A 13,678-nucleotide genomic window follows, 5' to 3' on the forward strand; every position below is an offset into this window, starting at 1 on the left:
TAACAATTTTAAAATACTGTCATGGAAGATAAAATTAAATTTCTGAAAGAACAACGTAGCGTGGCACTCCAGGGTGGTGGCAAAGATCGTATCAAAAAGCAGCATGGGAAAGGCAAACTAAGTGCCAGAGAACGCGTTGAACTTTTAATGGATCGAGGTTCATTTGAAGAAATCGGGATGCTCAAAGAACACAGATCATTTGACTTCGGAATGGAAACACAACAGTTTCCAGGTGATGGTGTGATCACTGGATTTGGAACGATAGGGGGTAGATTAGTTTATGTTTTTTCACAGGATTTTACTGTTTTTGGTGGAGCATTGTCAGAAACTCATGCACAAAAGATATGCAGGGTGATGGATCTGGCCATAGAAAATGGTGCTCCGGTCATAGGATTGAATGACTCGGGTGGTGCAAGAATTCAGGAGGGTGTTGATAGTCTCGGTGGCTATGCCGACATTTTTTACAGAAATACCAAAGCTTCAGGTGTAATTCCGCAATTGTCAGCTATAATGGGGCCATGCGCTGGAGGGGCAGTATATTCGCCGGCTATTACAGATTTTATACTGATGGTAGAAAATACATCATATATGTTTGTGACAGGTCCAAATGTCGTCAAGACTGTGACCAATGAAGAAGTCAGTTTTGAAGATTTGGGCGGGGCTTCTACTCACTCTACAAAAAGTGGTGTGACTCATCTCACTGCAGCCAATGACCTAGATTGTATCAATAAATTAAAGAAGCTTTTTTCCTATATTCCACAAAACTGCAATGAAAAGCCACCTTCCATACCTTACGAAACAGGAAATGAGTATAGAGACCAATTAAAAGATATCATACCATCCAATTCTATGCATCCTTATGATATGAAAGATGTCATAAATGGTATAGTAGATGAAGAAAGTTTTCTGGAGATACATGAGAATTATGCAGAGAATATTATTGTAGGTTTTGCAAGGTTAGCGGGTAAGAGTGTGGGCATTGTTGCCAATCAGCCATATGCATTAGCAGGTGTTCTGGATGTAGATAGTTCCAAAAAAGGTGCAAGATTTGTTCGTTTTTGTGATTGTTTTAATATTCCGCTTTTAGTTTTGGTGGATGTACCAGGATTTCTTCCGGGCACTGATCAGGAATGGAATGCGATTATCACTAACGGGGCAAAACTGCTTTACGCATTTTCTGATGCAACGGTACCAAGAGTTACAGTCATCACAAGGAAGGCTTATGGTGGTGCCTATGATGTCATGAATTCAAAACATATCGGTGCAGATATGAACTATGCATGGCCAACAGCGGAGATTGCCGTGATGGGAGCTAAAGGAGCCAGTGAAATCATTTTTAAAGGAGAAATCTCCAGTTCTGATGACCCTAAGGCAAAACTTTTGGAAAAGGAGAAAGAATACCAGGAAAAATTTGCAAACCCATACCGAGCAGCAGCAAGAGGTTTTATAGATGAAGTGATCGAGCCAAGAGAAACAAGACGTAAGCTAATAAGGGCATTTTCAAGTCTTGAAAAGAAAAAAGTGCTCATGCCTAATAGAAAACATGGAAATATTCCTATGTAAGGTTAAAGGATAAGTTGCCTGAAGGTATCTATCTATACTAACCGATTTTTAAAAATGATTCACATCAAATAGTCAGATGGACAATGAAGTGAATCATTTTTTTTGTCACGGCCCTTTATTTTCGCGTTATCCGGAAATACTCAAAAAACAACTTCCTGTATGGAATGGGTGTTTCAAACTTCCACAAATTATTTCAAACCTCCCAATCTCCTTATCACTTCAGAGGCCATTGTTAGTCCAAACAGCGCCGGCATATAAGATATTGTTCCATAGTACGAGCGTTTGTAGTTTTTGCCATCAGTTAGTTTAAGTGCAGTTTTTGGTTGTATTTCTTCTGAAAAAACTGCAAGGATACCTCGCTTTATGCCTTCCTTTTTTAATCTCTTTCTCACAGTATGAGCAAACTTACATTCTTTTGTGCGGGAGATGTCAGAGATTTTAATTTTGGAAGGGTCCAACTTGCCGCCTGCGCCCATCGCAGCGATCACTGGAGTCTGTATATGTTTTGCTGATTTCAGGAGTGTAAGTTTTGGGGTGATACTATCTATACAATCGAGTATGAAGTCGTATTTTCCATCTTCCATCAACCGGAGCATATCATCGGGTTCCATAAATTTTTCATACATCTTGATATTGAGGTCAGGATTGATGTCTTTAAATCGGTTGTACAGCAATTGGGCTTTGGACATACCAATCGTCGAATGTACTGCCTGAAGCTGCCTGTTGATATTGGTTGGATCCACTACATCCCCATCTATGATAGTGATATTGCCTACTCCGGCCCTTATTAAAAATTCACCGGCGTAGCTCCCGACACCACCCAGGCCTACCAATAAAACATTGGACTCCATGAGCCTTGTTATGCTTTCATCTCCTGTCAGGAGTTCTGTTCGTTCCAACCAGGCTGGTATTTCCATTTTTCTGAATAAAATTTTACAAAATTAGAAAATATCACTTTCTTCAGCTCATAAGCGCTGCATTTTCTTAGATGGCTGAATAATTCATATCTTTTTTTGATATCTGCCCTGAAGTCACTGTCGGTTTCGATAAACATCCTGTCCAACGGGATATACACCAGAGTGTCCGAAAATGTAGTGGTCATCTGATGACATGGAGCTACAGAAAGATAGCAACCTGAATCAAGCACTTGTTTTGCCAAAATCTTATTTCTCACAAAACCATGGATGACCCATGTAGTACGGCCATAGTTTTTTTTCATTTGCAATATGCGATCAAAGGCCCTTACACAATGTATGATCACGGGAGAATTTAGTCGATTAGCCAGCTCTATTTGCTGAAGAAAGGCTGTTTCCTGAATTTTTTCTGAAGCCCCTTTAAGTCCGTCAAGGCCGCACTCTCCGATACCAAGACAAAAATTATCCTTATGATAGCTCTCTTTGAGTAGTAAAAGTTGATCATCAGACAGGATATCAGTCAGCCACCATGGATGATACCCTATAGTATAAAATTTGGCTGCTTTCAATTTTGAGCCATCCAGAGATACCACTTCCAGTATTTCAGGGCCATTCCACTCACTGTGGGTATGAAAATCAATAAATGGATACCTGCTCATAGCACTATTCTGACTGGAAAACTATCATATTATGCAAAAATAAGTATTACAGACGTTGTTTAATTGTAAATAGGAAATTACCTAAGAAATTTTAGTTTGTAAAACAAAAGTTTTGTAAAAAATGAACTTAGAGTATGTTTAAACCTTTATCATTTGGCTCCAAGTGGCAAATTTTATTTTAGCCAGCGTTATATTTTTCGCCGTACCGTGTCAAGCTACGCTTGAGCTTTCGGACCGTTCTGTCCCGATCAAGACATTTTTTTAAAAATCGTCTTGACCGGCTATATTCAGTATTCGCTGCGAGCAGTTGCTCGCAGTTCCTTCTTTATTGAGTAAAGTATTTTACTCAATTCTCGGCACAGACGAGACCATTCAGTCATCTTGTCCAAAATTAAATCTTCTCACTTTCGCTCAAACATAAAAATTTAAACAAACTCTTACTTCCTCAAAGTTTGATGATTATTAGACTTGATTTTGTATCCATTGAGTAATCCTTTGACTTTCATATATATCTGACTGGTCTTCCGCAGAGGAAGTCTTTTAGAAATATCAATGTATAACATTCATTTACAGTATCTGACCTTTCATTGTAGCACTTTGACTATAGAGTTTAATGTATCACCATATATTTCCAATCATATCCATGACCTTTAATTACTAAGATATATTTTTCTTTTTTAGATTCCAATTTGATTTCAGCTTCAGGGCTGTTTATTGATTGGCTTGCAACAAGTCTGCCTTGTATGTCATACAATAAAATATTTTTTACATGCGTTTCTGGCTCATCGAAGTAGATGCTTAAAAAATCAGGATTGCTCACAATGATTGGTTTTTTCTTTTGATATTTTTGAGTCTCGATGGACGATATTGGTAATGTTTGCTTTATAAGAGCTGTAAATTGCTCAGGAGTTACAAACTCGACCTTATCACCTATTTCCGGATCAGATTGGATGATTTCCATTAAAGATTTAAGCCTCGGCAAAGTGACATCAGATGGATTATTGTTGTTTATGATTGTTTCATCGCTTCGCAATCGTTGATATCCTGCCAGGAGAAAGACCGGATATTGCTTGTTTTTCAATTTTTGTACTATGGATGATGCCACATTTGTAAGATTGGTCATGTTTTGATAAAATGTGTTATCATCCACGTGATTGAAAAGCAAGCCTCCGTATTCAGTATAAAGTTTTTGTGTCTGCAGTTTTGGGTCAAAGAGAAATGTTAGCTCAGCATTGATCTCTTTCGAAAACTTACCAAGCTTGCCAAAATCATAGCTGTTGGAAATGGAAATTCCACGATATGAAGAAATGCCAGCTCCATTATAGTGCTTATATGCATAAATAGCAGGGATTTTGTATTTGTTTAATAATGCTGCAGCCTTTGATTTTGCATATGCTGAGACTTCAGGAGGAAAAAGGTCATGATAAGCATATCCCAAAGGCGAAGTGACTGAAATAAACCCATCTTGAGCTGTTGCATTCTTGTAGTAATATTGGGCTATGAACGGAAACTCTTCAAAAAAGTGTAAATTTATACCCCATCCGATCGGAACCTTACCTCGGTCCGATGAAAGCCATCCCCCTGATTGAAATCCAAAATTCCAATTACCTGCATCACCTTCTGAACCGATAAAAAGCACATAATATTTATTCTCCAATTTTATTTCAGTTTCCTTCATATTTGACTTTCGATTGTATTCAAAACCTGGAACGGATGGAAATACATGGTGCCAGGAGAGATTTGAAAGTAAAGTTTCATGAAAACTCCCTCCCCATGCTGATATCCACTGTATTAATGGTTCAGGTCTCATCCATCCATATACGTTGAATAGTTTACCAGGATTTTTTAGTTTGAGATATGTCATCACTTTTTCTAATATTTCTGCTTTTTCGTCGCTCAGGGATGTAAATTTCAGAGATTCAGTTCCTCCTAGATTTAATTGAAACATTCTTTTACTAATAGCCCAATCTGTGACCTCTCTGAGATAAAACGATGTCGGATTTGAACGTGGCAAAATATTTTCTAAACCCCATTGCAACAGCATGAAATACCTTTTTTCCTGACTTAATCCAGTATTACTCCATGTATGAGCAGGTGACTCTAATCGAGCTGACACTTCAATATCAGAGAGCTGACCGAAATAATCTCTGATGATTGTTTTTTCTGACCTTTGTATCTGAATAAAAGTATTGTCATAAGCCACAGGAATACAATCTGTAAAACCTCCCAACATAGCGGCAAATTCACCCTGCCACATAAAAGATTGTCCGGAAAAATTTGAATAAAGTAGTGCAGGATCATAAGTGATAGTGCCTTTTATGTCTGATTTAAAATAATCAATAAGATCATTGATATTGATTATGGTTCTAAATTGAAAATTTCCGGCGTTTTGATAAATTTCTTTCCACACTTCATCGGTTTGGTTGTAACTCCAGGTTTCATAAACATTCAGAAGATAAAGTCTAGGCTCTGTCCTATTGACTATTCCGGCGATAGTCATAGCTATAAGCTTATGTTGTTGGGATTGCCCTTGTCCACTAAAAAGAATTTTTTCAGAAAATCCTTTATTTACCAATATCAAAAATAAACATATTTTTATAAAACTCCTGATATTCATTAGTTTTTAAATTTGGATACAAGTTAGCAATTTTTTTAAATACCCACCAAAAACTAATCAGAAAAGTGAACCTTAAAATTTTATTGCTAAAGGATAAATTTTAAACATGCTCTAAGGGTTTAAATTTTATGTTTGAGCTAAAGTGAGAAAATTTAATTAAGGATAAAATAACTGAATGGTTTCTTCTTTGACGAGAATTGTGTAAAATATTTTACTCAATAAAGCGTTGCACTGAGAGTAGCCGAAGCGCTGAACATACCTTATATCAACTTTCTTTTTGTCAAAGAAATCAAAATTTCGAATTCAACTGTAGTAATGTTGAGAAATATTTAAATATAAACATATCTTTGTATCCATTTACTTTGTCAAAAAAAATGAAGGGCAAATAAGATTTTATCATGAAGGAAGTGTATATTTTATCAGCCGTAAGGACACCTATTGGTAGTTTTGGAGGCAGTTTAAGCAGTATTCCAGCCACAAGATTAGGTGCTGAAGCAGTCAGAGGAGCAGTTTCTAAATCAGGCCTGCCTCCTGAAAAAATTCAGGAATTATTCATGGGTCAAGTTGTTCAGGCAAATGCAGGTCAAGCACCAGCCCGTCAGGTTGCTGTGTATGGAGGATTGTGCAATAAAACACCGTGTACTACTGTCAACAAAGTGTGTGCATCAGGGTTGAAGGCTGTTATGTTTGGGGCACAATCCATTCAGTTGGATCAAAATCATATAGTAATTGCCGGTGGTATGGAAAACATGTCATCTATACCATTTTATCTGCCAAAAGCAAGATATGGTTATGGTTATGGACATGGCGAGCTCTTGGATGGACTGGTGAGAGATGGACTTGCCAATGTGTACGACAACCAGGCTATGGGATGTTTTGCTGATGCTACTGCGACAAAATTTGAAATTTCCAGAGAAGATCAGGATAGTTTCGCTATTCAGTCATATAAGAGAACTGCCCAAGCGTGGGAAAATGGACTTTTCAGTGATGAAGTAGTAGGGGTGGAAGTGAAAGACAGAAAAGGTAATGTAACACTAATCGCACAGGATGAAGAGTACAAAAATGTAAATTTTGAAAAAATACCGGGATTGCGACCAGTTTTTACAAAGGAAGGTACGGTGACTGCCGCCAATGCATCTACTATCAACGATGGTGCAGCAGCTTTGGTACTTGCGGATGAAGCAACTGTCCAAAAAAATGGAATCAAACCTCTGGCACGTATAGTTGCGTATGCTGATGGTGCTCATGAACCTGAATGGTTTACTACAGCTCCTGCTATAGCTGCAGAAAATGCTCTGAAAAGAGCCGGCTTATCCATCGACCAAATAGATTATTTTGAAGTTAATGAAGCATTTTCAGTGGTCGCATTGGCATTTATCAAGCACTTCCATCTGGATCAAACCAAAGTTAACATAAATGGCGGTGCAGTATCAATGGGGCATCCTTTGGGCTGCTCAGGAGCCAGAATTTTGACCACATTGTGTCATGTCCTACATCAAAATAATGGCAAATATGGTATGGCAGCTATCTGCAACGGAGGAGGTGGGGCCAGTGCCATCATCATAGAAAGATATTAAAATATGAGATTGTTAATAAAAAATTAGCAAGTTATTAACAATATTTTCAAGTTAATGAGAGTCAAAGAGTATGTTTAGATTTTTGTTGTCTTAAACTCAATATATTATAAACCTGACTGCAAAAAAATTGCCTTATTTAGTTCACCTGCCCGATATTAATATATTTGGCAGATAGTCTAAATGCGTTGTTTATTTTAATGGCAGAACCATAATGTCTTGATTTACAACTAAGAAAAATTTTAACATACTTTAAATTGTTTTTGAAATATTTGTAAATACGCTATATATAATGATGTTCAAAAGTAAGATATGAAAATTTTACGTATTATTAATGTTCATAATTATATCGGTTCTTTTATGGACAATTTTTTTAGGCAAATCATAATAACTTTCCTAATTATAATTTTTTATACAATTTGTGTAAAGGCGCAAAAAGTCAACATGACATTTCAGATCGATGGATACAATAATGATACATTGTTAATAGCATATTATTACGGAAATAGAACACTTGTCAAAGACACTATTTTAAGAAGAAGTGACAAAAAAGGGTTGTTTAGATGGGCACAAGACACTCTGGTGCCACAGGGTGTATATCTTGCCTTGATGAAGCCCAATAACAATTATGTACAATTTTTGGTAAACGATCGCCAAAACAGTCTTAAATTAAAGTTTCATGCTGACGATCTATCGAATGTTGATGTTGCCGGATGTAAAGAAAATAAAGCATTTTTTGAATTTCTCACATATCTTGGTGAAAAGAGGGTAGCAAGAGACACACTTAATGCAAGGTTGGAAAGGGCAATAAATAACAATTTACCCCAAGAACATCTTAAAGACGATTTGAGCAGACTTGATCAGGAAGTCAAATTATATCAACAAAATATATTGAGGCAGTTTCCCGGAACAGTACTTGATTTGTTGATTTCTTCCAATATGGAGGTAGAGGTACCCGAGTATGCGGGAGATGAAAAATCCGTACAGACTCAAAAGTACCTTTATTATAAAAATCATTATTTTGATCAAATCAATTTTCTACATCCGGCACTGATTCGTACACCAACTATCCAACATAAAGTGGATGACTATTTGAATAGATTTACGGTGCAAATACCTGATTCTCTGATCATTACGGTGGATTATATTTTAAAACTAACTCAGCCCAACAAAGACGCTTTTCAATACTTTTTGTCAGAATCGCTCAATAAATTTGCACAATCAAATTATGTAGGTCATATAGATATTGCTGTGCACATCATAGATAATTATTACGCAAAAGGCTTAGCCCATTGGGTTGCTGAAGAAAATATAGAAAAATTGAAAAGTGATGCTGATAACATCAGACCTACCATGTTGGAAAAAAAAATGCCTGATATCACTACCTATCTGGAAGATAATACTCCTGTCAGACTTTATGATATAACATCAGATTATGTCATTGTATTTCTTTGGGATCCAGATTGTGCTACATGCAAAAAATTTGCACCTGAAATAGTGAATTTTCAGAAGAAACACTCAGATGAACGTGTAAAAATTCTTACTATCTGTAACCAGCCGGGAGAAAAATTTAAAAATTGCTGGACAGTTGTAAAAGAAAAAGGAATGGATGCACTGATCAATACGGGTGATGAATACCAAAGATATCAATCAAAGATACGGAATACCAAAGTACCTAAAATATTGATTCTGGATAAAGACAAAAAAATTATTCTCAAGGATTTTGCCGCTGACAAACTGGATGAAATTTTTGAAAACCTTGTGAAAGAAACTGACAATAGAATAAAATGATATTTTTGTTAAAAAATTATTAATTTATGATATATATAAAGATGTGGTGCTATATATGTTGTATGATTGCAGTATGATAACTGTCTATAATAGTATTTGATAATTATTTTAATTACATTGATTTTTATGAAGGATTTTCACTTGATTTTATTTGGAATATTTTTCTCATTCTGTATAGGTTTTGGACAGAAGTTTTCTGTGGACTTCGAGATAAAAAATTACAACAATGATACTATCATCATTGGGAATTATTATGGAGATAAAACTTTGGTAAAAGATACCTTATTTGCTAGGGGAAATGGTAAATTTTCTTGGAATCAAGACACAATACCTGCTCAGGGAGTTTACTTGGCGTTGTTGAAGCCAGACAATTCTTACGTTCAGTTTTTAGTCAATGCCAAAGGAGAACATTTCAAAATGAAATTTGACGCCAAAGATTTACTGTCAATTTCAATTGCTGGCAGCACTGAAAACGAAGTGTTCTACAAGTATCTTGACTTCATCAAAGAAAAAAGGGTAATTGCAGATACTATGCGTTCGCGTAGTGAAAGAGCAAAAATTGCCAACAAGACAGATGATGAAGCTCAAAAAGTACTTGGCCAGCTTGATAATGATGTGAAAAAGTATCAGGCGACCATCGTAAATACGTACCCTGGTACAGTAGTTGGTACCCTCATGAAGGCCAATACGGACATCGAACTTCCTGACTTTTACGGTCATGAGGATACTGTGAGATACAAAAGGTATTATTACTACAAGGATCATTATTTTGATAATATAAATCCTGCACACCCTTCATTGATTCGTACCCCATATTTGCATCAGAAAATTGATTACTATATTTCTAAACTTGTGCATCAACAGCCTGATTCGCTAGTTAAATCCCTGGATCTTGTTTTGCGGTGGCTTGAACCCAATGCCGAAGCGTACCGATTTTACCTTGCGGATTTCTTAAACAGGTATGCCCAAATGAAACTTGTCGGGCATGATGCCCTCTATGTACATCTTGTGGATAATTATTATTCAAATGGTAAAGCTATTTGGGTGACCCAGGAAAACATAGACAAGATGAAAGAAAATGCAAATGATCTGAGACCCATTCTTATAGGTAAAAAAATGCCGGATATTACTACTTACAAAGAAGATAATACTCCGGTCAGATTGTATGATATTAAATCTCCTTATACTATAGTAATCTTTTGGGCACCAGATTGTGGTCATTGTAAAAAGATTATGCCTGACGTAGTCAGCTTCTATAAAAAAAATAAGGACAAAGTCAAGCTTTTGGCTATCTGCACCAAAGGTGGCGAAAATACAAAGAGTTGCTGGCCTGCTGTAAAAGAAAAGGGAATGGAAGACTTTATCAACACAGCTGATGAGTACAGTCGCTACAATATGAAAGTTCGAATCAAGACAACTCCAAAAGTTTTTGTATTGGATGAAAAGAAAGAAATCATCATCAAAGACATCCCTGCGGAAGAACTCGATAAAATTTTTAATGAAATAGTCAGTTTTGACGATATGAAAAGAACAAATAAAATGTAAATCGTTAGACTTTTGAAAAGTAAACTTCCTTTGAACTCTTTCATAAGATTATTGCCAAATATTAAAAATTAATCTAACTTCTTGAACAATAGAAATGTATTTCATGATCTAAATATAAGGACCAGCATGTTGGATAAAATTAATATCAACGTTGTTTGGTTAAGATATCTTTATGAAGTCTTTCCCTTAAAAGTGAAAGATTTAGATAGGGTGAAAACTAAGAAAAATTCCTTATCTAAATGACATTATAGATTAATAATTAATATATAGAAAATAAAAATATTAAAAAATGAACATATTATTTTTTTTTATAATATGTTATTCATATGTTTGCATCGTCTTACGACAAATAGTTTGATGTTTTTTATTTTGAGACCTTAGTTTTTTAAGGACTGTAACACAAAGAAGGAGTAACAAATATACCCGAAAGAGGTCATCCCGATAACCGAAGATTGCTGATGACCGGGAAATATGTCACCCAACTCAGAATCATTAAGATAAAGAGTGTGTTTACAGTCCTTTTTTTATAATACTCATGTACAACGGGTATAAAAATTTACTTTCAAGAACAAACTCACAACAATTCAACTTCATTCATAGCACATCTTCACATAATTTCTTACCTTTACTCCCTGCATATCACTTCTTATTATTAAAGATTTTATTGTGAAAAGAGTATTAATTACCGGGGCAGCGGGTTTTATAGGATCGCATTTATGTGACAGGTTTATCTCCGAAGGTTACCATGTCATTGGAATGGACAACCTCATCACCGGGAATATTAAAAATATTGAGCACTTGTTCCCGCTTAAACAGTTTGAATACTATCATCATGATGTATCCAAGTTTGTACACGTTCCTGGAGATTTGGATTATATCCTTCACTTTGCTTCACCTGCAAGCCCGATAGATTATTTGAAGATGCCAATACAAACACTCAAAGTAGGTTCGCTTGGCACACATAATTTACTAGGTCTTGCCAAATCAAAAAATGCAAGAATCCTGATAGCATCGACATCAGAAGTGTATGGTGATCCCTTGGTGCACCCACAACATGAAGAATACTGGGGAAATGTTAACCCAATAGGACCTCGTGGGGTATATGATGAGGCCAAAAGATTTCAGGAAGCTATCACAATGGCATATCACACTTACCATGGCTTAGAAACAAGGATTGTCAGAATATTTAATACTTATGGACCTAGGATGAGAGTGGAGGATGGTCGGGTATTGCCAGCATTTTTTTCTCAGGCCATCAAAGGAGAAGGTCTGACAGTATTCGGTGAAGGGCAGCAAACGAGATCCTTTTGTTATGTGGACGATTTGGTGGAAGGTATTTACAGATTATTGCTTAGTGACTATCATCTACCTGTCAATATAGGAAATCCTTCAGAAATTAATATTATGCAGTTTGCACATGAAATTATGGATTTGGTCAGAAATCCATCTGCTCATATCATTTACAATCCACTTCCAGTCGATGATCCAAAGCAGAGAAGACCCGATATCACCAGAGCAAAAGAGATTTTGGGGTGGCAGCCAAAAGTATCAAGAGAAGAAGGGTTATTAAAAACCTATGTGTATTTTAAAACAGTTGTGAAATCTAATATTTAATGTAATTTGATGATTTAAAATCTGAATCTTATGATGCGCGTTCATTCATTGTTTTGTTTTTTGATGTTTTTTACCTGTGTTTCTTATGGTCAGGAGCCTACAGACCCAAAAGCTACCGAAGATTGGTCACGCCCGCCCACTATAGTGAAACCGGTAGAAACTCAATGGCCTCGACCTTATGACGCAGTAGTTTTGCTTGATGACAAAACTTGTGCATGGTCTAAACTTGACGGAACACCTATCGGATGGACTAATGAAAATGGTGTTATAACAGTAAAACCAGGCACAGGAAATATTATTTCAAGTCACAAGTTTGAGGATTGCCATTTGCATATCGAGTGGAGAAGCCCCGTCACTGTCAAAGGAGAAGGGCAGGGAAGAGGAAACAGCGGTGTTTTCCTGCAATCTATATATGAAGTGCAGGTATTGGATAGCTATAATAACGAAACATACTATAATGGTCAGGCAGGATCAATATATAAACAACACCCACCACTTGCTAATGCATGTGCCAAACCAGGCGATTGGAACGTTTACGATATCATTTACAAAGCACCAAAATATGACATTAAAGGCGAAAAAATCCAATCCGGCTATATCACGGTCATACATAATGGCTTTGTAATTCAAAACAATACTTTGATACATGGTACCACTCCATACATAGGATTTCCAAAGAATCCGGTGCACCGTGGTGCTCCTGTCATGCTTCAGGATCATTCTGATTTGGTTAGCTATCGGAATATTTGGGTACGTCGGCTATAATCTTATACATAAATCATGCAAATTAATACAGTAATATTTGACTTAGGTGCTGTGCTTGTTGATTGGAATCCAAGATATGTTTACAGACAACTATTCAGATCGGAAGAAGCTGTCGAACATTTCCTTGGTAATGTGTGTACCAATCATTGGAATGAACAGCAGGATGGAGGAAGATCATTTGAAGATGCTACAGCGATCCTGGTCCGAGAATATCCGCATTACAACTCTGAAATTAATGCATATTATGGAAGATGGGAAGAAATGCTCAAAGGTCAGATAGATGACTCTGTACAATTATTGGAAGAATTAAAGGCCAGCAATAAATTTCAAATTTATGCTTTGACCAACTGGTCGGCTGAGTCTTTTCCTGTAGCCTTGGAAAGGTTTCCTTTCTTATCCTTATTTGATGGTATTGTAGTATCCGGAGACGAAAAAATGAAAAAACCCCATCATGAGATCTATAGATTGTTGATGGAAAGATACAATGTTGTTCCATCAGAAGCTATTTTTATAGATGACAATTACCAGAATATTCTCGCTGCTGAGTATTTGGGCATCAGATCAATTCATTTTCAGCATAGTCAACAATGCAGAGATGCATTAAGTCAAATCATAAACTGGTAATAGAGGATTTAA

General features: G+C 36.3%; 10 protein-coding genes. 7 read left to right on the plus strand and 3 right to left on the minus strand.

Going from position 1 to position 13,678, the window contains the following annotated elements; translation table 11 throughout:
* Nucleotides 1-21 precede the first annotated feature (21 nt).
* On the plus strand, nt 22-1,563 hold the full coding sequence (locus IPK35_10660; protein MBK8053706.1) for an acyl-CoA carboxylase subunit beta: 1,542 nt from the start codon (nt 22-24) through the stop codon (nt 1,561-1,563).
* Between the two features lie 188 nt (nt 1,564-1,751).
* On the opposite strand, the gene IPK35_10665 is transcribed toward IPK35_10660, so the two are convergent.
* The 3 genes from IPK35_10665 to IPK35_10675 form a co-directional block, all read right to left on the minus strand.
* On the minus strand, nt 1,752-2,480 hold the full coding sequence (locus IPK35_10665; protein MBK8053707.1) for a tRNA threonylcarbamoyladenosine dehydratase: 729 nt from the start codon (nt 2,478-2,480) through the stop codon (nt 1,752-1,754).
* Complete coding sequence (locus IPK35_10670) at nt 2,441-3,136, minus strand: TatD family hydrolase (protein ID MBK8053708.1); 696 nt, start codon at nt 3,134-3,136, stop codon at nt 2,441-2,443. The genes IPK35_10665 and IPK35_10670 overlap by 40 nt, the downstream gene beginning before the upstream one ends.
* Nucleotides 3,137-3,746: 610 nt before the next feature.
* The gene (locus tag IPK35_10675) at nt 3,747-5,717 is read right to left on the minus strand and encodes a hypothetical protein (protein ID MBK8053709.1); all 1,971 of its coding nucleotides are present in this window, start codon (nt 5,715-5,717) and stop codon (nt 3,747-3,749) included.
* 434 nt (nt 5,718-6,151) lie between these two features.
* On the opposite strand from IPK35_10675, the gene IPK35_10680 reads away from it, so the two are divergent.
* The 6 genes from IPK35_10680 (at nt 6,152) to IPK35_10705 (ending at nt 13,666) form a co-directional block, all read left to right on the plus strand.
* Nucleotides 6,152-7,330: a thiolase family protein gene (locus IPK35_10680; protein ID MBK8053710.1), complete on the plus strand. Its 1,179-nt coding sequence runs from the start codon at nt 6,152-6,154 to the stop codon at nt 7,328-7,330.
* 441 nt (nt 7,331-7,771) lie between these two features.
* The gene (locus tag IPK35_10685) at nt 7,772-9,118 is read left to right on the plus strand and encodes a DUF5106 domain-containing protein (protein ID MBK8053711.1); all 1,347 of its coding nucleotides are present in this window, start codon (nt 7,772-7,774) and stop codon (nt 9,116-9,118) included.
* 126 nt (nt 9,119-9,244) lie between these two features.
* Complete coding sequence (locus IPK35_10690) at nt 9,245-10,663, plus strand: redoxin domain-containing protein (GenBank protein ID MBK8053712.1); 1,419 nt, start codon at nt 9,245-9,247, stop codon at nt 10,661-10,663.
* A 666-nt stretch (nt 10,664-11,329) separates the two neighbouring features.
* Nucleotides 11,330-12,277 (plus strand): SDR family oxidoreductase, encoded by a 948-nt coding sequence (locus IPK35_10695; protein MBK8053713.1) that lies wholly within the window; start codon nt 11,330-11,332, stop codon nt 12,275-12,277.
* A gap of 30 nt (nt 12,278-12,307) precedes the next feature.
* Nucleotides 12,308-13,042 carry a DUF1080 domain-containing protein gene (locus IPK35_10700; GenBank protein MBK8053714.1) on the plus strand — a complete coding sequence of 245 codons (735 nt, stop codon included), beginning with the start codon at nt 12,308-12,310 and terminating at the stop codon, nt 13,040-13,042.
* A 15-nt stretch (nt 13,043-13,057) separates the two neighbouring features.
* Nucleotides 13,058-13,666, plus strand: a complete 609-nt coding sequence (locus tag IPK35_10705; protein ID MBK8053715.1) for an HAD family phosphatase — start codon at nt 13,058-13,060, stop codon at nt 13,664-13,666.
* Nucleotides 13,667-13,678: the final 12 nt, after the last annotated feature.

It is taken from the genome of Saprospiraceae bacterium (assembly GCA_016713025.1).
In the GTDB taxonomy this organism is placed as follows: Bacteria; Bacteroidota; Bacteroidia; order Chitinophagales; family Saprospiraceae; genus OLB9.

What these genes read in the sequence shown, in the direction of transcription:
- IPK35_10660 (MBK8053706.1), top strand. Translation starts at nt 22, where the DNA reads ATGGAAGATAAAATTAAATTTCTGAAAGAACAACGTAGCGTGGCACTC.
- IPK35_10665 (MBK8053707.1), bottom strand. Translation starts at nt 2,480, where the DNA reads ATGGAAATACCAGCCTGGTTGGAACGAACAGAACTCCTGACAGGAGAT.
- IPK35_10670 (MBK8053708.1), bottom strand. Translation starts at nt 3,136, where the DNA reads ATGAGCAGGTATCCATTTATTGATTTTCATACCCACAGTGAGTGGAAT.
- IPK35_10680 (MBK8053710.1), top strand. Translation starts at nt 6,152, where the DNA reads ATGAAGGAAGTGTATATTTTATCAGCCGTAAGGACACCTATTGGTAGT.
- IPK35_10685 (MBK8053711.1), top strand. Translation starts at nt 7,772, where the DNA reads ATGACATTTCAGATCGATGGATACAATAATGATACATTGTTAATAGCA.
- IPK35_10690 (MBK8053712.1), top strand. Translation starts at nt 9,245, where the DNA reads ATGAAGGATTTTCACTTGATTTTATTTGGAATATTTTTCTCATTCTGT.
- IPK35_10700 (MBK8053714.1), top strand. Translation starts at nt 12,308, where the DNA reads ATGATGCGCGTTCATTCATTGTTTTGTTTTTTGATGTTTTTTACCTGT.
- IPK35_10705 (MBK8053715.1), top strand. Translation starts at nt 13,058, where the DNA reads ATGCAAATTAATACAGTAATATTTGACTTAGGTGCTGTGCTTGTTGAT.